General features: G+C 68.6%; 17 protein-coding genes and 2 tRNA genes. 6 read left to right on the forward strand and 13 right to left on the reverse strand.

Translation table 11 applies throughout. The features are described from left to right. Positions 1-112: 112 nt before the first annotated feature. Both E6A26_RS11190 and E6A26_RS11195 read right to left on the reverse strand, forming a co-directional pair. Complete coding sequence (locus E6A26_RS11190) at positions 113-913, reverse strand: SDR family oxidoreductase (protein WP_136611289.1); 801 nt, start codon at positions 911-913, stop codon at positions 113-115. Between the two features lie 40 nt (positions 914-953). Beyond that, positions 954-1,307, reverse strand: a complete 354-nt coding sequence (locus tag E6A26_RS11195; RefSeq protein ID WP_136611290.1) for a DUF488 domain-containing protein — start codon at positions 1,305-1,307, stop codon at positions 954-956. 71 nt (positions 1,308-1,378) lie between these two features. Here E6A26_RS11195 and valS point away from each other — a divergent pair, with 71 nt between their 5' ends. Beyond that, entirely contained in the window at positions 1,379-4,042 is a 2,664-nt protein-coding gene (valS, locus tag E6A26_RS11200; RefSeq protein WP_136611291.1) for a valine--tRNA ligase, read from the forward strand. A gap of 415 nt (positions 4,043-4,457) precedes the next feature. Here valS and E6A26_RS11205 read toward each other — a convergent pair whose 3' ends face one another. Continuing rightward, positions 4,458-5,105, reverse strand: a complete 648-nt coding sequence (locus E6A26_RS11205) for a DsbA family protein (RefSeq protein WP_136611292.1) — start codon at positions 5,103-5,105, stop codon at positions 4,458-4,460. Positions 5,106-5,414: 309 nt separating this feature from the next. On the opposite strand from E6A26_RS11205, the gene E6A26_RS11210 reads away from it, so the two are divergent. Further along, on the forward strand, positions 5,415-6,770 hold the full coding sequence (locus E6A26_RS11210) for an MFS transporter (RefSeq protein ID WP_136611293.1): 1,356 nt from the start codon (positions 5,415-5,417) through the stop codon (positions 6,768-6,770). Between the two features lie 84 nt (positions 6,771-6,854). Here the strand turns inward: E6A26_RS11210 and clpX are convergent, their stop codons facing one another. The 8 genes from clpX to E6A26_RS11250 form a co-directional block, all read right to left on the reverse strand. Then, positions 6,855-8,144: an ATP-dependent Clp protease ATP-binding subunit ClpX gene (clpX, locus tag E6A26_RS11215; RefSeq protein ID WP_136611294.1), complete on the reverse strand. Its 1,290-nt coding sequence runs from the start codon at positions 8,142-8,144 to the stop codon at positions 6,855-6,857. Positions 8,145-8,291: 147 nt separating this feature from the next. Beyond that, positions 8,292-8,951, reverse strand: a complete 660-nt coding sequence (locus E6A26_RS11220) for an ATP-dependent Clp protease proteolytic subunit (protein WP_136611295.1) — start codon at positions 8,949-8,951, stop codon at positions 8,292-8,294. Positions 8,952-8,980: 29 nt separating this feature from the next. Then, positions 8,981-9,601: an ATP-dependent Clp protease proteolytic subunit gene (locus tag E6A26_RS11225; protein WP_407695378.1), complete on the reverse strand. Its 621-nt coding sequence runs from the start codon at positions 9,599-9,601 to the stop codon at positions 8,981-8,983. 197 nt (positions 9,602-9,798) lie between these two features. Further along, the gene (gene tig, locus E6A26_RS11230) at positions 9,799-11,181 is read right to left on the reverse strand and encodes a trigger factor (protein WP_136611296.1); all 1,383 of its coding nucleotides are present in this window, start codon (positions 11,179-11,181) and stop codon (positions 9,799-9,801) included. Positions 11,182-11,247: 66 nt separating this feature from the next. Beyond that, positions 11,248-11,322, reverse strand: a tRNA-Pro gene (locus E6A26_RS11235). Between the two features lie 71 nt (positions 11,323-11,393). Beyond that, positions 11,394-11,464 (reverse strand) — tRNA-Gly (locus E6A26_RS11240). Between the two features lie 164 nt (positions 11,465-11,628). Continuing rightward, positions 11,629-12,111, reverse strand: coding sequence for a ribose-5-phosphate isomerase (locus tag E6A26_RS11245; protein ID WP_136611297.1), 483 nt, complete (start codon positions 12,109-12,111; stop codon positions 11,629-11,631). Between the two features lie 41 nt (positions 12,112-12,152). After that, a complete protein-coding gene (locus E6A26_RS11250; RefSeq protein ID WP_136611298.1) occupies positions 12,153-13,112 on the reverse strand; it encodes a hypothetical protein in 960 nt (319 codons plus the stop codon). A 137-nt stretch (positions 13,113-13,249) separates the two neighbouring features. Here E6A26_RS11250 and pepN point away from each other — a divergent pair, with 137 nt between their 5' ends. The 4 genes from pepN (at position 13,250) to E6A26_RS11270 (ending at position 17,766) form a co-directional block, all read left to right on the forward strand. After that, entirely contained in the window at positions 13,250-15,814 is a 2,565-nt protein-coding gene (gene pepN / locus E6A26_RS11255; protein WP_136611299.1) for an aminopeptidase N, read from the forward strand. A gap of 9 nt (positions 15,815-15,823) precedes the next feature. Beyond that, positions 15,824-16,291 (forward strand): OsmC family protein, encoded by a 468-nt coding sequence (locus E6A26_RS11260; protein ID WP_136611300.1) that lies wholly within the window; start codon positions 15,824-15,826, stop codon positions 16,289-16,291. Positions 16,292-16,487: 196 nt separating this feature from the next. After that, a complete protein-coding gene (locus E6A26_RS11265) occupies positions 16,488-17,192 on the forward strand; it encodes a mechanosensitive ion channel family protein (RefSeq protein ID WP_136611403.1) in 705 nt (234 codons plus the stop codon). A gap of 103 nt (positions 17,193-17,295) precedes the next feature. Next, positions 17,296-17,766 (forward strand): globin, encoded by a 471-nt coding sequence (locus E6A26_RS11270; protein WP_136611301.1) that lies wholly within the window; start codon positions 17,296-17,298, stop codon positions 17,764-17,766. 43 nt (positions 17,767-17,809) lie between these two features. Here E6A26_RS11270 and E6A26_RS11275 read toward each other — a convergent pair whose 3' ends face one another. Beyond that, positions 17,810-18,499 carry a hypothetical protein gene (locus E6A26_RS11275; RefSeq protein WP_136611302.1) on the reverse strand — a complete coding sequence of 230 codons (690 nt, stop codon included), beginning with the start codon at positions 18,497-18,499 and terminating at the stop codon, positions 17,810-17,812. Continuing rightward, positions 18,496-19,026, reverse strand: a complete 531-nt coding sequence (locus E6A26_RS11280) for an acyl-CoA thioesterase (protein ID WP_136611303.1) — start codon at positions 19,024-19,026, stop codon at positions 18,496-18,498. The genes E6A26_RS11275 and E6A26_RS11280 overlap by 4 nt, the downstream gene beginning before the upstream one ends. Positions 19,027-19,098 lie beyond the last annotated feature (72 nt).

A 19,098-nucleotide genomic window follows, 5' to 3' on the forward strand; every position in this document is an offset into this window, starting at 1 on the left:
CTGTTCTTCCGGAAGCTCACCGGTGATGGCCGGGTCGATGCTTTGCTGACCAGTGTACCCCTCGGCCCTACAGTTCCCGGGAAGCGCTCAGCGCCTCCCGCGCGCCCTGCGCTCAGCGCTTCCGGAGGAGCTTGTGCGCCGCCGCCTGCGCCACGGGGCGGATCACGATGTCGTCCAGGTTGACGTGGTGCGGGACGGTGACGGCGTAGCGGATCACGTCGGCGACGTCCTCGGCCGTGAGCGGCTCCTCGACGCCCTCGTACACGCGCTCGGCCGCGGCGGCGTCGCCGCCGAGCCGGCTCAGGGTGAACTCCGGGGTCTTGACGAGACCCGGCATGACCTCGACGACGCGCACGTTGTGCTCGGCCTCCTCGAGCCGAAGCGCCCGCGTCATGCCGTGCTCGGCAAACTTCGCGGCGTTGTACCCGCCTCCGCCCTCGTAGGACACGAGGCCAGCCACCGACGTGAGATTGAGCACAGTTCCGCGGCCGTGGGCGCGCAGCATCGGGAGGAACGCCCGGGTGATCTTCATGGTGCCGACCACGTTGACGCGCAGCATCCACTCCCAGTCCTCGGTCTTCGCGTCGGCCACCCAGTCGGTGCCCCGCGCGCCGCCCGCGATATTGACGAGCGTGTCGATCCACCCGCCCGCCTCCACGGCCTCGAGCAGGCGAGCGACGTCGTCGTCCTCCGCGATATCCGCGGGCACCGCGATCGCGCCAGTCTCCGCGGCGAGCGCCTCGAGCCGCTCGGCGCGGCGCGCCACCGCGTAGACGCGCCAGCCCTCGGCGGCGAGCGCACGGACCGTCGCCTCGCCGATGCCCGTGCTTGCGCCGGTAACGACAGCGGCGCGCTGGGGCCGGACATCGGGCTGGTCGACGGCGGTGGAGGGCTGCGTGGCGTCTGTGGTCATGGCCCCAAACTACCGCGCGCCCTCATGACCGCGCGCCCAACTACCGCGCAGACCGGCCGAGCACGTCCCGGAGCACCACTGCCTGGTTGTGCTCCTCGTCGCGCGCCGAATAGACGAGGTCCACGCGCGAATGCCCGGCGACGGCGTCCTTCAGCTCGCCGAGCGCGGGCGAGCCCTCGAGCTCGTCCCGGTAGCGACGCGCGAACTCGTCGAAGCGCTCGGGATCGTGCGCGAACCACTTGCGCAGCGCGGTCGAGGGTCCCACGTCCTTGAGCCACAGGTCCACGGCCGCGTGGTCCTTGCTCAGGCCACGCGGCCACACGCGGTCCACGAGGATTCGATAGGTCCCTCCAGGCGAGGAATCATAGACCCGGCGCACATTCACGGTGGCCATGGGCCCCATGCTAGGCCCGCCGACCGCCTCCGGGGACCGGCCGGAGCGGCAATCCATGGAAGAATTGACGCATGCCTGAAGCGAACACCACGGGTACAGACACGCCCACCCCAGAGTCCCGCCCAGCCGCCCCTCGCCAGTCCGGCCCAGCCGCCTCAGCGGCCCGCGCCGCGACCGTCCCCGAGAAGCCCGCCCTCGAGGGCCTCGAGGCCAAGCTCACCGACCGCTGGCTCGCCGCGGGCACCTACCGGTACGAGCCGGACACGAGTCGGGAGCAGGTCTACTCGATCGACACTCCCCCGCCGACGGCCTCGGGCTCGCTCCACGTGGGACACATGTTCTCCTTCACGCAGACCGATCTCCTGGCGCGCTACCAGCGCATGACGGGCAAGAACGTGTTCTACCCCATGGGCTGGGACGACAACGGCCTCCCGACCGAGCGCCGCGTCCAGAACTACTTCGGCGTGCGGTGCGACCCGAGCATCCCGTACGACGCCGACTACCGGCCGCCTGCCCAGCCCGCCAAGAACCAGCGCGACTTCGACGTCGTCTCCCGGCGCAACTTCATCGAGCTGTGCGAAGAGCTCGCGGTCGAGGACGAGAAGGTTTTCGAGCATCTCTTCAAGACGCTCGGGCTGTCCGTCGACTGGGACATGACGTACCGCACGATCGACAGCGCGTCGCGCGCCGTCTCGCAGCGGGCGTTCCTGCGCAACCTCTCTGAGGGGGACGCCTACCTCGCGGAGGCGCCCACCCTCTGGGACGTCACGTTCCGCACGGCTGTGGCCCAGGCGGAGCTCGAGGACCGCGAGGTGCCGGGCGCCTACTACCGGTATGCCTTCACGGCCGACGACGGCCGGCAGGTTCACATCGAGTCGACCCGCCCCGAGCTGCTCGCCGCGTGCGCCGCGCTCGTGGCGCACCCGGACGACGAGCGTTACCAGCCGATCTTCGGGACAACCGTGCGCTCGCCGCTCTTCGGCGTCGAGGTCGAAGTGAAGGCGCACCCGCTCGCGAAGCCGGACAAGGGTTCTGGCATCGCGATGGTGTGCACCTTCGGTGACCTCACCGACGTCACCTGGTGGCGTGAGCTCCAGCTCCCCACGCGCTCGATCATCGGCCGCGACGGCCGCCTCCAGGCCGAGACTCCCGAGTGGATCACGTCCGAGGAGGGCCAGGCCGCCTACGCCGAGATCGCAGGGAAGACCGCGTTCTCCGCAAAGGAGGGCGTGGTCAAGCTGCTCTCCGAGCAGGGGCTGCTCGACGGCGAGCCGAAGAAGATCATGCACCCCGTGAACTTCTACGAGAAGGGCGACAAGCCGCTCGAGGTCGTCACGAGCCGCCAGTGGTACATCCGCAACGGTGGGCGGGACGCCGACCGGCGCGCACGCCTGCTCGAGCGCGGCCGCGAGTTCGCATGGCACCCCGGGTTCATGCGCTCGCGCTACGAAAACTGGGTCGAGGGCCTCAACGGCGACTGGCTCGTCTCCCGCCAGCGATTCTTCGGGGTCCCGATCCCCGTGTGGTACCGCCTCGACGAGGGCGGGAACCCCGACTACGAGAACCCGATCGTCCCCGACGATTCCATGCTGCCCGTCGACCCCGTGGCAGAGCCGGCACCCGGCTACGACGAGTCGCAGCGCGACCAGCCGGGCGGGTTCACGGGCGATCCCGACGTGCTCGACACGTGGGCCACGTCCTCGCTGACCCCCCAGATCGTGGGGCGCTGGAGCCGCGACGACCAGTTCTTCGCCAACGTGTTCCCGTTCGACCTGCGCCCGCAGGCGCACGAGATCATCCGGACATGGCTGTTCTCGACCGCCGTCCGCGCCGACGCGCTCCACGGCTGCACGCCGTGGCGCAACGCCGCGATCTCGGGCTGGGTCCTCGACCCCGACCGCAAGAAGATGTCGAAGTCGAAGGGCAACGTCGTGGTGCCCACCGACATCCTCGAGGAGTACGGTGCGGACGCGGTCCGCTACTGGGCCGCGTCGGCGAAGCTCGGAGCGGACACGGCCTTCGAGGTCGCGCAGATGAAGATCGGCCGCCGCCTTGCGATCAAGATCCTCAACGCTTCCAAGTTCGTGCTGGGACTCGGCGCAACGGAGGCGAACGTGATCCGCGAGCCGAACGATGCCGTGCTCGTGAACCCGCTCGACCGTGCGCTCCTTGCGCAGCTTTCGGACGTCGTGGCCCAGGCCGGTTCCGCCTTCGCCGGCTACGACCCGGCACGAGCACTGCAGATCACGGAGTCGTTCTTCTGGCAGTTCACGGACGACTACGTGGAGCTCGTCAAGGATCGCGCTTATGGCGCCCAGGGCGACGCCCAGCAGGCCTCGGTGCTGGCGGCCCTCGCGACGACCCTCGACGCGATCCTGCGCCTCTTTGCACCGATCCTGCCGTTTGCGACCGAGGAGGTGTGGAGCTGGTGGCGTGCCGATTCTGTCCACCGTGCCCCGTGGCCCGAGCCGCTCCTCGTCGAAGGCGATCTGGGCATGCTGGCCACGGTCGGGCTCGCCCTCTCCGGCATCCGCAAGGCGAAGTCTGAGGCCAAGGTGAAGCAGCGCACCGAGGTGCTCTCCGCGACCGTCTCCGCCCCGGCCAAGCAGATCGCCCAGCTCAGGGACGGCCTCGGCGATCTCCAGGCCGCCGCCAACGCACGGGAGCTCAGCCTCGAGGACGGCGCGGACGAGCTCAAGGTCTCGGGGGTCGAACTGGCGGCGGCAGAGGTCTGATTCTCGCGGCTCTCTGGGACCTCTAGGCAAGAGCCCCAGAGCGAGCAGGAGTCCCAGGGCAAAGGGGAAGCCCCATCAGCGTTTCCGCGTTGGTGGGGCTTCGACTTTGTCGACTGTTCGGTGACATCTCCCAGTCTGGTGGAATCCTTGGAATCCAGGTCTTGTCCTGTGTCACTGAGGACCAGTCGCCGGCTTTGCCTGAGGCTGCGTCGAATCGACTGTCACTGAATCTTCGGTTTCCACGTCCTCCTCTTCCTGGAGGAGGTACCTTCCATTGTGATCCGAGCCACAACGGGGTGCAAGGCCGATCGGCGAAGTACAGGCGCGTAATTCGGGCTCGGGATCGGCAGGTCCCGAGCCCGAATCAGCACTCACGTCCGGCCCGCGGCGGGACCGACCGACCGCCGAGCCAGCTTCACCCAGCCTTGGGGTGCTCCGTGCGTGTCCGCTTGATCTCGAAGAAGTGAGGGTAGGACGCGAGCGCCACAGAGGCATCCCAGATCTCGCCCGCCTCATGGCCCTTCGGCACCCGGGTCATGACGGGTCCGAAGAACGCCGTGCCGTTGAATGCCACGATCGGCGTCCCGACTTCCTGGCCCACAAGCTCGATCCCGGACTTGTGGCTCGCCCTCAGCTGGGCGTCGAACTCGTCGGAGTCGGCATAGTCGGCCAGGCTGCTGGGGAGGCCTACCTGCTCGAGCGCGCGCCGGATGACCTCTGGCCGGTCCTTGACGCCCTCTTCATGGATGAGCGTTCCCATGGCGTCGTAGAGGGGCTTGATGTGCTCGTCCCCGTGCAGCTCCGACGCCGCGATGATGACACGCACGGGTCCCCAGTTCTGATCCATCGCGCGCTGGTAGTCGGGGTCGAGCTCTCGCCCCTCGTTGAGCACTGAGAGGCTCATGACGTGCCACTGGGTCTCGACGTCGCGGACCCCCTCCACCTCGCCGATCCACCTCGACGTGACCCATGCGAACGGACAGGCCGGGTCGAACCAAAAGTCGGCCCTGCTCTTCACGGCCTCTGCTCCTGCGGTTGCTCGCGTGGTTGCCTCTGCGGTCATGCCGGTCTCCTTCCCTCGGGCGATGCGTTCTTCGCCATCGTATTCCGCCGCTCCGGACGGCTCTGTTTGGGATACCAATATTCTCGACAGATGGAAATTGAATTTCTTCTTGTGGAATCAGAAATGATTCGCCTACTCTGGTTTTACCCCCGCTGACGTGAGAAGGCTCACGACAATCCCCGACCGACAAAGAACGGGCTCGATGTTACCCACCCCCTGCGACGCGCTGAAGGCGAGTTCGGCGCGCGCTAGGAAGCCGCGGCAGCGTCGCCCAGCTTCCGAAACCCTGATCGCCCGATAGGAGCACCCTTGTTGTCTCAGGTATCGAAGAACCCCGCCCCAGGGCAGACCACCCCGCCCGTCCGTCCGCGCGGACGTGCACGCTGGAGCGTCGCCCTGCTCATGGGCTTCGGCATCCTCATCAACTACGTCGACCGCCTCTCGATCTCGGTCACGCAGCACCCGCTGACCCAGGACTTCGGGCTCACCGCCACGGAATTCGGCGTCCTCTCGTCCGCCTTCCTCTGGTCCTACGCGATCATGCAGATTCCCTCCGGCATGCTCCTGGACCGCTTCGGCGTCAAGAAGATCTGGGGCGCGAGTGCCGTCCTCTGGACTGTCGCGTCCGCCCTCACCGCCATCGCATCCGGGGCCTGGGTCATCATCGTGGCCCGAGTGCTTCTGGGCGTCGCCGAGGCCCCCGCGTTCCCCGGCGCCATGAAGGCCACCGGCCAGTGGTTCCCCCGCCACGAGCGCGGGCTCTGCACCGCGATCTTCGACAGCGGCACACGCCTGGCCAACGTCCTGGGGCTTCCCCTCATCGCCTTCACGGTCTCCACGTGGGGCTGGCGCGAGGCGTTCTGGCTCCAGGCCGGACTCTCGGTCGTCTTCCTCGTCGCGTTCCTGTGGCGGTATTCGGGGCCCAAGGCGCGCCTCGCGAGGGGCCGGATGACGGACGGCGAGTACCGCTACATCGTCGACGGCGGCGCCTCGAGCGAGGACGTCCGTCCGCAGAGCGACTGGGCCACCGTGGCCTACCTCCTTCGCCAGCGCAAGGTCTGGGGGCTCTCGCTGGGCCTCGCGGGTGCCGGCTACGTCCTCTGGATGCTGCTCACCTGGCTCCCCGGCTACATGCAGACGAGCATGAACCAGAGCGTCCTCCAGAGCGGCCTCTACGCTGCCGTCCCCGCGTTCGCGATGTTCGTCTCCGAGATGACCATCGGCGGCTGGTGGGTTGACCGCGTGATCGGCCGCGGCGCGAACCCGGACAAGGTCCGCAAGGGCGTGCTCGTGGCAGGCATGATCGTGGCGCTGTTCACGGTCGGCGCCGCCTTCAGCAACACTCCGCTCGTCGCGATCATCTGGATCGCGATCGGCAGCGCAGGCATTGCCCTCGTCTACGTCACGAGCAACTCGCTCCCTGCGCTGATCGCGCCCGAGGGAAGCGCGGGGTCGCTCGCGGCGATCGTGAACTGCGTCAACCTGCTCGCGGGCGTCGCCGCGCCGATCGTGACCGGCTTCGTGGTCGACGCTACGGGGCACTTCTTCTACGCGTTCCTCATCGGCGGCGTCGCGCTCATCGGAGGACTCGCCTCGTATCTCCTGCTCATGGGGAAGATCGAGCCGATCCCGGCCCGCGCCGTCGTCCATACGGCGAGCGCGTAAGAGCGCGCGGAGCGCCGCCGCATAGCCAATCCACGCGAAGGGGCCCGGCACCACGGTGCCGGGCCCCTTCGCGTGCCTGTGCGGCTAGGCCGACTTCGTGCGCCGCTTGGCGACCACGCTGTGCGGAATGAGCCGAGGCTCCTCGTGACGAATGACGACGTCGCGCGTCACCACGACGCTCGCGACGTCCTCGCGGCTCGGCAGGTCGAACATCACGGGGAGCAGAACCTCCTCCATGATGGCCCGCAGACCACGGGCGCCCGTGCCGCGCTCGAGAGCGAGGTCCGAGATCGCCTCAAGGGCGCCATCCTCGAAGTGCAGCTCGACGCCGTCGAGCTGGAACATCTTCTGGTACTGCTTCACCAGGGCGTTCTTCGGTTCAGTCAGGATCTGCATGAGGGCCGGACGGTCCAGGTTCTCCACGGTGGTGATGACCGGCAGGCGGCCGATGAACTCTGGGATGAGGCCGAACTTGAGGAGATCCTCCGGCATGACATCCGCATACGAGCTCTCGTGCTTCGTGATCGAGCTCAACGGCACGCCGAAGCCGATCCCCTTCTTGCCGGCCCGCTGGCCGATGATCTCCTCGAGCCCCGCGAACGCGCCAGCGACGATGAAGAGGACGTTCGTCGTGTCGATCTGGATGAACTCCTGGTGCGGATGCTTGCGCCCGCCCTGGGGTGGGACAGAGGCGACCGTGCCCTCGAGGATCTTCAAGAGCGCCTGCTGGACACCCTCGCCCGAGACGTCCCGCGTGATCGACGGATTCTCGCTCTTGCGCGAGATCTTGTCGATCTCATCGATGTAGATGATTCCCTGCTCCGCCTTCTTGACGTCGTAGTCAGCGGCCTGGATGAGCTTGAGCAGGATGTTCTCGACATCCTCGCCGACGTAGCCCGCCTCCGTGAGGGCCGTCGCGTCTGCCACCGCAAACGGGACGTTGAGCCGCCGCGCGAGCGTCTGGGCGAGATAGGTCTTGCCGCAGCCCGTGGGTCCGATAAGGAGGATGTTGGACTTGGCGATCTCGACGTCTTCGTGCCCGTGCCCTTCGGCGAGCGAGCCGGACTTCGAGCCGTGGCCGGCCTGGATCCTCTTGTAGTGGTTGTAGACCGCGACGGCCAGCGCGCGCTTGGCGGGCTCCTGGCCGACAACGTACTCCTGGAGGAAATCGAAGATCTCACGCGGCTTGGGCAGTTCGAAGCTGCCCAGATCCGAAACCTCGGCGAGCTCCTCCTCGATGATTTCGTTGCAGAGTTCGATGCACTCGTCGCAGATGTAGACCCCGGGGCCCGCGATGAGCTTCCGGACCTGCTTCTGGCTCTTCCCGCAGAACGAGCACTTCAGCAGATCCGCGCTCTCACCAATTCGAGCCATTCGTCGAATCCCTTCGTGTAGGGGCAGAAGCCGTAACCACTCCACTGTAGGACACTGGGCCGACAGCGCACCGATGCCAAACGCCGGTGCCGCCGAAGATTTCTGGGCGGCACCGGCGCATGTCACGACACGCCCGGCGAGTGGCCGTCAGCGGGCGATCGCGCTCTGCCGGATCTTGCGCGACTCGAGCACCTCGTCGACAAGTCCGTAGGCCTGGGCCTCGGGGGCCGTGAGGAAGAGGTCGCGCTCGATGTCGCGGCTGATCTCCTCGGGCGTCTTGTTCGAGTGCTTGGCCCATGTCGTCTCGAGCCATTCGCGCATGCGCAGCACCTCGCGGGCCTGGATCTCGAGGTCTGTGGCCTGGCCGCCCTGGCCGCCCGAGAGGGACGGCTGGTGGATCATGACGGTCGAGTTCGGCAGCGCGAGGCGCTTGCCCGGCGTCCCGGCAGCGAGCAGGACCGCCGCGGCCGAAGCCGCCATGCCGAGGCACACGGTCTGGATCTCGGGCCGGATGAACTGCATCGTGTCGTAGATCGCCGTCATCGCCGTGAATGAACCGCCCGGCGAGTTGATGTACATCGTGATGTCGCGGTCGGGATCGTTGGCCTCGAGGACGAGCAGCTGCGCCATGATGTCGTCCGCGGACGCGTCGTCCACCTGGACACCCATGAAGATGATGCGGTCCTCGAACAGCTTCGTGTACGGGTCCTGGCGCTTGAAGCCGTACGGCGTGCGCTCTTCGAACTGCGGCAGGATATAACGGCTCGTGGGCAGGCCCGCCGGGTTGACGCCCATGTTGTGATTCATTTCGTGCTCCTTGTTCGACCTGGCGTCTCTTACTTGTCCGTCCCGCCGCCGCCGGTGACGTGCCCGGCGCGCTCAGCGATCTTGTCGAAGAACCCGTACTCGAGCGCCTCCGTGGCCGTGAACCACTTGTCGCGGTCGTTGTCCCTGAGGATGGTCTCGATGTCCTGGCCCGTCTGGTCGGCCGTGAGCTGAGCCATGACCTGCTTCATGTGCAGGATGAGCTCCGCCTGGATCTTGATGTCCGACGCGGTGCCCCCGATCCCGCCCGAGGGCTGGTGCATGAGGATTCGCGCGTGCGGGGTCGCGTAGCGCTTGCCCTTCGTGCCCGAGGAGAGCAGGAACTGTCCCATCGAGGCGGCGAGGCCTGTCGCAACGGTCACAACGTCGTTCGGGATGAACTGCATCGTGTCGTAGATGGCCATGCCTGCCGTCACCGAACCACCGGGCGAATTGATGTAGAGATAGATGTCCTTCTCGGGATCCTCGGCTGAGAGGAGGAGGAGCTGCGAGCAGATCGTGTTCGCATTGTCGTCCCTGACCTCCGAGCCGAGCCAGATGATGCGCTCCTTGAGGAGCCGCTGGTAGATGAAGTCCTGGCCGTTGCCCTCCGCGGGCCCGGCCATGCTCGGCGTGCTCTCCTGCTGTGGCATGGTGCGATACCTCTCGATCTGCTGCAGAGTCTGGTTGCTGCTACAGGGACACTAGCCCGTTTGGGCGGACGTTTGTTCCGCGCGTCGCCGCTGTTCGCTTTAGGCGCATGCCACCGCGGCCAGCACCGGGCAGGGGATGCCAGAAGGGCCGCCCCCTGCGCCGTGCGGCGCGGGGGACGGCCCTTCTGGAAGGTGCGTCAGAACTTGGCGGCGGCGGGGTCGTCGCTCGGGATGACGTCGGCGGCGGCCTCGTCGGCGCCCTCTTCGACGAGCTCCTCTTCGCCGGACGGGCGGACGAACTCGGTCAGGTCCACGGCGTTGCCCTGGGAGTCGGTCACCTCGGCCTGCCCGAGAACCACTGCGAGCGCCTTGCGACGGCGGACCTCGCCGACCATCATCGGGACCTGGCCGGACTGGTCCATGATCTGGGCGAACTGGTTCGGGTCCATGCCGTACTGCGACGCGGTCGCGATGAGGTACTCGATGAGCTCGCTCTGCGAGACACCGATCTCCTCCTTGTCCGCGATCGCGTCGAGGATGACCTCGTTCTTGAAGGCGCGCTCGGTGTTCGCGAGGACCTCCGCACGGTGCTCTTCCGTGTCGTGGTCCTCGGCAGCGGAGTGGCCGCTGGCCTCGGGGTTGAAGTGCGCCTCGACCTGGTCGGCGATGACCGACTCGGGAACCGGCACCTCGATGAGCTCGACGAGCTTGTCGAGGACCTTGTCCCGGGCCTCGACACCCTGCTGGGTGACCTTGGACTCCGCGGCCTGCTTCGCGAGGTCATCGCGGAGCTCGGCGATCGTGTCGAACTCGGACGCGAGCTGGGCGAAGTCGTCGTCGGCCTCAGGGAGCTCGCGCTCCTTGACCGCCGTGACCTTGACCGTCACCTGGGCCTCCTCGCCCGCGTGCTCGCCACCGGCAAGCTTCGTCGCGAAGATCGTCTCCTCGTCGGCGCTGAGACCCGTCACGGCCTCGTCGAGGCCGTCGAGCATGGTGCCCGAGCCGACCTGGTAGGAAAGGCCCGCTGCCGAGTCGACCTCTTCCTCGCCGACCTTTGCGGTGAGGTCGATCGTCAGGAAGTCATCGGCCTGAGCGGGACGATCCACCGGCTTGAGCGTGCCGAAGCGGCCGCGGAGCTCGTCGAGCGACTTCGTGACGTCGTCGTCCGAAGCCTGGGCGGCCTCGACGTCGACCTTGATGCCGGAGTAGTCGGGGAGCTCGACCTCGGGACGCACGTCGACCTCGACCTGGAACTTGAGCTCGCCATCAGTGGCGCTCGGGTCGGGAACCTCGGTGATCTCGACCTCGGGGCGCGAAAGCGGGCGGATCCCCGTCTCGGCGACGGCCTGCTGGTACCAGTCGTTGAGGCCGTCGTTGATCGCCGTCTCGAGGACGTAGCCACGGCCCACGCGCTGGTCGATGATGCGGACGGGAACCTTGCCCTTGCGGAAGCCCGGCACCTGGATCTGCTCGGCGACCTGCTGGTACGCCGCGTCGATGTTCGGCTTGAGTTCGTCGAACGGGACCTCGACGTTGAGCTTGACGCGGGTGGGGCTAAGGTTCTCGGCGGCGCTCTTCACAGCGTGGCACTCCTGAATGGTTGGTTGAGGGTTGCCGCCCTGGCTGGCTTGCCGACGGCGGAACTGTCGGGATGACAGGATTTGAACCTGCGACTTCCTGCTCCCAAAGCAGGCGCTCTAGCCAAGCTGAGCTACACCCCGTCTCTGGTGCAGAGACCACAATACAGGCGTCCATCCGGGCGCGCACATTCGCACCATCGAGGGCGTCACAGAGGGGGCGACGGGAATCGAACCCGCGTATCCAGTTTGGAAGACTGGCGCTCTACCATTGAGCTACGCCCCCGTGGGCGCACTCAACTAAAGCGAATTCGCCGACAGGGTGTCAAATTTCGCCGGGCGACACGCCGTGACCGTGTCGCGCGACACGGCGCACGACGGCGGGCGGGAGGTCGCGCCGGATCCTCGCCGACCTGCCGTGCGAGGCGGCGGATCGACGGCCCTCTGGTGCTAGTCGAGGATCTCGCCGGTGGCCTCGTAGGTGGCGATCTTGCCGATGCGCCGCACGTGCCGCGGGTCGTGGCTGAACGGCTCCGCGAGGAAGGCCTCGATGAGCGTCGTCGCCTCCTCGACGCTGTGCTGGCGCCCGCCGACGGCCACGACGTTCGCATCGTTGTGCTCGCGCGCGAGGCGCGCCGTGTCGAGGTTCCACGCAAGCGCGGCCCGCACTCCCCTGACCTTGTTGGCAGCGATCTGCTCGCCGTTGCCCGAGCCGCCGAGCACGATGCCGAGCGCCTCGACGCCGGCCTCCTGGTCTGCGACGACCGCCTGTGCGGCGCGGAGGCAGAACGCGGGGTAGTCGTCGAGCGGATCGTAGTCAGCGGGGCCGTGGTCGATGACCTCATAGCCCTGCGCACCGAGGTGGTTCACGAGATGGGCGCTGAGCTCCATCCCGGCGTGATCGGTGGCGATGTGGACACGGGGCTTGGACACGGCGGGGATCTCCTCGGAGTCAGTGAAGGGCCGGTCCCAGCCTACTGGGCCGCGGCGCCGCGCAGCACGTCTGCTACGCGCTCGGCGAGCGCCGGATCCTTCGCTGAGAAGACGAAGCGGGTCCCGTCGCGGCACAGCACATCGACGGCCTCGCCGCTCGCCACGAGAGCCGAGACGAGCTTTCCTCGGCGCCGGTAGCCCCATCCACCGAACGAGCGGGCGACGACGGCGCCGTACCCGGCGCGGAGGACGTTCGCGGGCCGGATCCGCGCGACGCGGATGAGGCCCGCGAACGCGAGGCGGACCTCGTCCGGGCCGACGCTGACCCGGAGCATGAGCATCGAGGCGGCCGCGAGGGAGACGAACGCGAGCGCGAGCGCGAGCCACGGGGAGAGGAGCAGGGCGAGGAGAGGCAGGTCGATGCCGAGGACCGCGAGCATGACGAACACCGAGGGGCGTGCGTGTGCCCAGAAGACAAAGGTGTTGCGCGCCCGCTCCGGCTCGAGGATGTCGCGCAGCGCCTCCTCGTCCCGCGGGCTCCACTGCTCGTCCGGCTTGAAGATCATGAACATCACCACCGCGAGGGCCACGGTCGCGCCGCTGCCGGAGGCGAGGACGATGGAATCCGGATGAGTCAGGCGCGCGTCCTTGGCCCCGACCTGGCCCATGAGGCCCGCCCCGAGCACGGTCACGAGGAACATCGACATGCCCACGCCGCCGGCCATGAAGATCTTGCGCGAGATCGGCGGCCGCCCCTGGAGCCCAGCCTGGAAGCACAGGAGGACGCCCACGACCACGACCGTCCCGGCCCCCGCGCCGAGGTACACGAAGAACGGTACGAACGCCTTCCCGCCGTCGGCGTCCCAGAGCCACGCGACTGGCTCTGGCACCTGGCCACGGAACGTCAGTGCCGCGATGAAGAAGCCTGCCGCGAGGAGGATCGGGTAGCCGATCGCGAAGCGGACCGCCTTGCGGTCCCAACGCCCCTCCGTCTCGCGCATGGGTCCACGCTAGCGCAGGCGTTCGGGGGCGCGTCACACCGGGGACGACACTTGCACGCGGCGGGGAACTGAAACAATAATTTCAAATATGTGCGGCGCGCCACAGCGCCGCGATCGCTAGTGTGCAGGAGGCGCGCATGCCAGGGACGAACCTGACCCGGTCCGAGGCCGTCGAGCGGGCGAAGTCCGTGCTCCGGGTCGAGAGCTACGACGTCGAGCTCGACCTCACGAGGGGCGAGCGGGTCTTCGGGTCCCGCACGACCGTCGAGTTCGACGCGGTGCCCGGTTCCCACACGTTCATCGACGCCATCACCGACTCGGTTCGGTCCGTGACGCTCAACGGCGCGGCCCTCGATTCCTCGGACGTCGCGGACGGCGTCCGCATCCAGCTCCCGGGCCTCGCCGCCCACAACGTGCTCGTGGTCGACGCCGACGCGCGGTACATGAACACGGGCGAGGGCCTCCACCGCTTCGTGGATCCGGTCGACGGCGAGGTGTACCTCTACACGCAGTTCGAGGTCCCGGACTCGCGCCGCATGTACGCGGTCTTCGAGCAGCCCGATCTCAAGGCCTCCTTCCGCTTCACGGTGACGGCGCCGTCCCACTGGGCGATCGTCTCCAACTCCCCGACCCCGGAGCCCACACAGGCCGCCGCCTCCGAGGACGGTGCGGCCCGCTCCGTCTGGCAGTTCGAGCCGACCCCACGCATCCCGAGCTACGTGACCGCCCTCATCGCGGGCCCATACCAGGCCGTCCACGACGAGGTCGTGAACTCCGCGGGCAGGACGATCCCGCTGGGCCTCTTCGCGCGCAAGTCGCTCATGCAGTACCTCGACGCGGAGAACATCTTCGACACCACGAAGCGCGGCTTCGCCTTCTTCGAGGAGCAGTTCGGGTGCGAGTACCCGTTCGCGAAGTACGACCAGCTCTTCGTCCCCGAGTTCAACGCGGGCGCGATGGAGAACGCCGGCGCGGTGACCATCCTCGAAAGCTACGTCTTCCGCTCCAAGCCGACCCAGGCAACGGTCGAGCGCCGCGCCATCACGGTGCTGCACGAGCTCGCGCACATGTGGTTCGGCGACTACGTGACCATGCGCTGGTGGGACGACCTGTGGCTCAACGAGTCCTTCGCCGAGTTCATGTCCCACCTCGCCGCGGCGGACACCCCCGATTTCGGCCACGCGTGGACCACGTTCGCCTCCGTGGAGAAGTCCTGGGCCTACCGCCAGGACCAGCTCCCCACGACGCATCCGATCTTCGCCGACATCAACGACCTCGCGGATGTCGAGGTGAACTTCGACGGCATCACGTACGCGAAGGGCGCGTCGGTGCTCAAGCAGCTCGTCGCATGGGTCGGCCAAGACCAGTTCATGTCCGGCGTGCGCGCCTACTTCGGGAAGCACGCGTGGTCCAACACCGTCCTCTCGGATCTCCTCGCAGAGCTCGAGGCCGCGAGCGGCCGCGACCTTTCGTCCTGGGGCCGGCTGTGGCTCGAGACGGCGGGCGTCAACACGCTCGCCCCCGAGATCGAGACGAACGACGACGGCGCCATCGCCTCGTTCGCGATCCGGCAGACCGCCTCCGCCGCCCAGCCGACGCTGCGCCCGCACCGGCTCGCCATCGGCTTCTACGAGCCGAGCGCGGACGGCAGGCTCGTTCGCACGCGGCGCGAGGAGCTCGACGTCGAAGGAGCGGTCACCGAGGTTCCCGGCCTCGTCGGAACGACCCGGCCCGCCCTCATCCTGCTCAACGACGACGACCTCGCCTACGCGAAGGTGCGCCTCGATCCGACGTCCCTCGCGACGGCGACCGGCAGGCTCCGCGATATCGCCGAAAGCCTCCCCCGGGCCCTCGTCTGGGGCTCGGCGTGGGACGGCGCGCGCGACGGCGAGACGCCCGCCCGTTCGTACGCCGAGCTCGTCCTCGCAAACATCGGCTCGGAGACGGACTCCTCGGTCGTGCAGACGCTCCTGCGACAGCTCGCGACGACGCTCGACTTCTACGTCGACGCCGCCGCCCAGCCCGAGGCCAAGCGTGCCGCCGCGGGCCGACTCTGGCAGCTTGCGGCAGACGCCCAGCCGGGCTCCGACTCGCAGCTCCAGTTCGTCAAGGCGTTCTCCGCGCTCGCGTCCGCCGAGGAGCACCTCGACGCCGTCGCCGGACTCCTCACCGGTGGCGTCGCGCTTCCTGGACTCGCCGTCGACCAGGACCTCCGCTGGGAGCTCGTGGCCTCACTGGCCGCGGGCGGCCGAATCGGCCGGGACCGGGTGCAGGAGGAACTCGCCCACGACAACACGTCGACGGGCCAGTGCGCCGCGGCCCTCGCGACCGCGGCGCTGCCTACACCGGAGGCCAAGGCAGAAGCCTGGCGCCAGATCGTCGAGACCGGCGAGCTCTCGAACGCGGTCCAGCAGGCGGCGGTCAACGGGTTCATCCGGGTCCACGACGCGGAGCTCATCTCGCCGTACGCCGAGAAGTACTTCGAGGCGGTCCCCGGGATCGTGGCGAAGCGGACCCACGCGCTCGCCAAGCAGATCGTCGTCGGCCTCTACCCCGCCCGGCAGACGACCGCGGCGACGCTCGAGCGGACCGACGCCTTCATCGCCTCGCTCGGCGACGACCAGGGCGCCCTGCGCCGCATGATGCTCGAGAATCGGGATGGCGTGGCGCGAGCGCTGCGCGCGCAGGCCGCAGATCGGTAGCGTTGGCGCATGGCGATCGACCAGCACCACTACAGCGTCACCGTCACGTGGACCGGGAACCGGGGCACGGGCACGTCGGGATACCGCGACTACGGCCGCGACCACGACGTCGCCCTGCCCGGGCTGCCGGTGCTTCCAGGGTCTGCCGATCCGACGTTCCGCGGCGACAAGGACCGGTACAACCCCGAACAGCTGCTCCTGACCGCGCTCTCGCAGTGCCACATGCTCTCCTACCTCCACGTGGCCGTGAACCACGGCGTGATTGTGACGAATTACACAGACCACGCTGAGGGCACCATGCGGCTCAATCGGGACGGGAGCGGGGAGTTCACCGAGGTGGTCCTGAGGCCGCGCATCGGGCTTGCTGATGAGGGACAGCGCGAGCTCGCGGACAGGCTGCACGACGAGGCACACCATCTGTGCTTCATTGCGCGCTCGGTGAACTTCCCCGTGCGCCCCGAGCCCGCCACGCCTTAAGGCCCGATCCTCGCTAGGGTGGAAGGGCACCCAGACCTGCCCCCACCCCCAGCCAAGGAGGCAAGCAGCCGTGCTGTTTTCCCTGCAGCCATCCCTGACCACCCACGTCGCCGCGGCGACCTCGCCAGCGTCTCCGACGCCGTCGCCCACGCCCACGCCCACGCCCTCGGCGTCGCCCACGTCCACGCCCACCCCGCTGACCGCCGCGGAACTCAGCTCGGCGGTCAACACCTTCAACTCGACGCTGCTGCAAGTAGCGATCGTCATCGGCGTCGGCCTCGTGGTCTGGCTCCTCGCGTCGTACCTCATCCGCCAGGTCGTCAAGCGAGTCCAGACGGGCAGCCAGCTGAGCCGGCGCCGCATCTTCCGCTGGGCCGCGCCGGCACTCCGCGCCCTCGACTCCGAGCGCCGCGCGCAGCGCGCCCAGACCATCGGCTCGCTCCTGAATTCGATCGTGATCGTCGTGATCTCGACGATTGTGATCATCTACGTGCTCAAGGCCTTCGGCGTGGACATCGCGCCGCTCCTGACCAGCGTCGGAATCCTCGGTGTCGCGATCGCGTTCGGCGCCCAGCAGCTCATCCGCGACTTCCTGTCCGGGATCTTCCTCACGCTCGAGGACCAGTTCGGCATCGGCGACGTGATCGAGCTCGGCGCCGGCGAGGTCGTCGGCACGGTCGAGAGCGTCGGGCTGCGCATCACCCGTGTCCGCGGGGAGGACGGAGCCATCTGGTACCTGCGCAACGGCGAAATCCTGCGCGTGGGCAATCGCTCGCAGGGATCGTACGTCCCGCCCGCCGCCGCGGAGCCGACCCCGCCCTCCCCCGCCACCGGTCCGGTTCCTCGGCAGGAACAGACCGGCCCGAACCCCGACGCCCAGGGCCAGCGGGCCAGCGAGTAGCCGCCTGTCGCGGCGGGCATGATCGCCCCGCCGCGACAGTTTGAACAGTCGGAACGGGTTGAACAGTCAGAACAGCGCAGCACCGAGGAAGGACGGCGGACCCATGACGCAGAACGAGGGCCAGGCGGCGGGGAACCAGCCGCTCCCGCGGCGCAACTTGCTCAAGGTCAACGATCCGTTCGCCCATGAGGACTACGCGAACACGTTCTACGCCGAAATCGGTGGGCACGAGGCGTTCGTCAAGCTCGTCGACGTCTTCTACGAAGGGGTCGCCGAGGACCCGGTGCTGCGCCCCCTGTACCCCGAGGAGGACCTCGGACCGGCCCGACGCCGGCTCACGATGTTCCTCGAGCAGTACTGGGGCGGACCGTCGACGTACAGCGAGGAACGGGGCCACCCTCGGCTGCGCATGCGGCACGTGCCGTTCAAGGTCAACCCAGAGGCGCGCGACCGCTGGCTCCACCACATGCGCGCGGGGGTCGACGCGCTGCACCTCTCGCCCCTCCATGAGGCGACGCTCTGGGATTACCTCGAACGCGCCGCGCACTCCCTCGTCAACACGTTCGACGACTGAAGCGGCTCACGCAGCGGGCCGGTACGCGCGCCGCGGCGAGTGCCTACGACGTGCCGAGCCCCGCGGCCCTCGACGCTGGAATGCGGCACAGCACATGCCCCCGCGGGGAGCTGAGCCGGACCCACGCGCCACATTCGAAGCGCTGCATCGGCACACCGGGGGCGAGGAAGCCGAGCGCCTCGGCCGCAAAGGCCGCGCCGGCGGGCAGGCGATCGGCTCCCTCGACGTCCCTGCCCCACACCGCCGCCCGCGCGCCGTCGACCACTGCCTGACCGGGCTGCGGCGGCACGGTCGCCGCGACCTCCGCCATGCCGCTCGCCGCGGCGGCGGCGAGCGCCTCGCTCGGCACGGCGCCCGACGGCGTCCACGGGCCGCGAGGCGGGCGGATCGCCGCCCAGGAGACATGGACGGACGACGGCGGGACGTCCAGGAGCGTCCCCTCGTCGCCCATGCGGGCCAGCCGGTCGGCGACGGCGGCCATCGGAACGGTCGCGTCGACGCCGGCCGGGTGGGCGAGCGGGATCGCGCGCATCCCGAGAACGGTCGGCGTGGCCTCGCCCAGCATCCGCGGCCACAGGACGCAGACATACGCGGCGAGCACCGAACCGACGGCCTGCAGGCGCACGGCCCCGCCCGCGTCGACGGCGCGGGCGCGGGCGATAAACGTCCGCAGGTCTGCGACGGCCTCGCGGTCGCCGAGGTCGAGGGCCGTCTGAACGTCCGCCGCGCTCACGCCGCGCCGCCTTCTACCGACGCCGCTGCCTCGGCCTCGGACGGGAGCGGCGGGCGCCGCCGGAACGGGACGGTCGGGCCGGCGTACTCGCCGAACGCGGCCCGCAGCGCGTGCGGCAGCCGGACGGGGCGGCCCGTCGACCGGCTGACGAGCACCATGGACGTCGCAGCGTACGCGTACAACGAGCTCCCGTCGATCTCGGCGACCGAGTAGCCGAGGTCGAAGCTCGATCCGCCCACCCGCGTCACCCACAGGTTCACGGCGATGGGTGCGGGGCGGTACATGAGCGGCGCGAGGTACTCGATCTCGTGCCGTCCCACGAGCGTGAAGTTCGCCTCCGTCACGTAGTCGAACATCGTGGGCCCCGGTTCGGTCCGAGGCCCGTCCCCGCCGCCCGGAGCGGGCTCCCGGAGCCAGTGCACGCGGGCATCCTCGAGGAATTGGAGGAAGCGCACGTTGTTCACGTGCCCGTACGAATCCACGTCGCCGAAGCGCAAGTGAAGCGGGAACTGGTAGGGGGCTGGCATGTTCCCATTTTCGCGCACGCGCCGAACCGCGGCGAACTGCGCAGCTTGTTGCCGGGCTACCGGCGAGTTTAG

It is taken from the genome of Sinomonas albida, assembly GCF_004919045.1.
Classification (GTDB): Bacteria; Actinomycetota; Actinomycetes; order Actinomycetales; family Micrococcaceae; genus Sinomonas; species Sinomonas albida.

What these genes read in the sequence shown, in the direction of transcription:
- E6A26_RS11190 (WP_136611289.1), bottom strand. Translation starts at nt 913, where the DNA reads ATGACCACAGACGCCACGCAGCCCTCCACCGCCGTCGACCAGCCCGAT.
- E6A26_RS11195 (WP_136611290.1), bottom strand. Translation starts at nt 1,307, where the DNA reads ATGGCCACCGTGAATGTGCGCCGGGTCTATGATTCCTCGCCTGGAGGG.
- valS (WP_136611291.1), top strand. Translation starts at nt 1,379, where the DNA reads ATGCCTGAAGCGAACACCACGGGTACAGACACGCCCACCCCAGAGTCC.
- E6A26_RS11205 (WP_136611292.1), bottom strand. Translation starts at nt 5,105, where the DNA reads ATGACCGCAGAGGCAACCACGCGAGCAACCGCAGGAGCAGAGGCCGTG.
- clpX (WP_136611294.1), bottom strand. Translation starts at nt 8,144, where the DNA reads ATGGCTCGAATTGGTGAGAGCGCGGATCTGCTGAAGTGCTCGTTCTGC.
- E6A26_RS11220 (WP_136611295.1), bottom strand. Translation starts at nt 8,951, where the DNA reads ATGAATCACAACATGGGCGTCAACCCGGCGGGCCTGCCCACGAGCCGT.
- E6A26_RS11225 (WP_407695378.1), bottom strand. Translation starts at nt 9,601, where the DNA reads ATGCCACAGCAGGAGAGCACGCCGAGCATGGCCGGGCCCGCGGAGGGC.
- E6A26_RS11250 (WP_136611298.1), bottom strand. Translation starts at nt 13,112, where the DNA reads ATGCGCGAGACGGAGGGGCGTTGGGACCGCAAGGCGGTCCGCTTCGCG.
- pepN (WP_136611299.1), top strand. Translation starts at nt 13,250, where the DNA reads ATGCCAGGGACGAACCTGACCCGGTCCGAGGCCGTCGAGCGGGCGAAG.
- E6A26_RS11260 (WP_136611300.1), top strand. Translation starts at nt 15,824, where the DNA reads ATGGCGATCGACCAGCACCACTACAGCGTCACCGTCACGTGGACCGGG.
- E6A26_RS11270 (WP_136611301.1), top strand. Translation starts at nt 17,296, where the DNA reads ATGACGCAGAACGAGGGCCAGGCGGCGGGGAACCAGCCGCTCCCGCGG.
- E6A26_RS11280 (WP_136611303.1), bottom strand. Translation starts at nt 19,026, where the DNA reads ATGCCAGCCCCCTACCAGTTCCCGCTTCACTTGCGCTTCGGCGACGTG.